The sequence below is a fragment of the Bacillus cereus group sp. BfR-BA-01524 genome, assembly GCF_022662595.1.
GTDB classification, from domain to species: Bacteria; Bacillota; Bacilli; order Bacillales; family Bacillaceae_G; genus Bacillus_A; species Bacillus_A thuringiensis_S.
The window spans coordinates 1-237 of the sequence record NZ_JAKUDW010000420.1 but is presented as its reverse complement, the minus strand read 5'-3'; the positions used below and the strand labels follow the sequence as shown (position 1 = coordinate 237).

The window sequence follows — 237 nt, the reverse complement described above, 5'->3', positions numbered from 1 at the left end:
GCGCTAGAGAGCTTAACTTCCGTGTTCGGTATGGGAACGGGTGTGACCTCTCTGCCATCATTACCAGACTGTATTCATTTAAGACAAGAATTATTGTAACTCATTTAACTTCTAAAGTCAACAAGTTTTTTTATATTCTTTCAAAACTAGATAACATTGCTTCATATTATATGGTTAAGTCCTCGATCTATTAGTATTCGTCAGCTCCACATGTCACCATGCTTCCACCTCGAACCT

The 237-nt window shown here is 38.0% G+C and carries 1 rRNA gene; it reads right to left on the bottom strand.

Going from position 1 to position 237, the window contains the following annotated elements:
* Window positions 1-68 (bottom strand): 5S ribosomal RNA (rrf, locus tag MR170_RS31725); the annotation flags it as partial.
* Window positions 69-237: the final 169 nt, after the last annotated feature.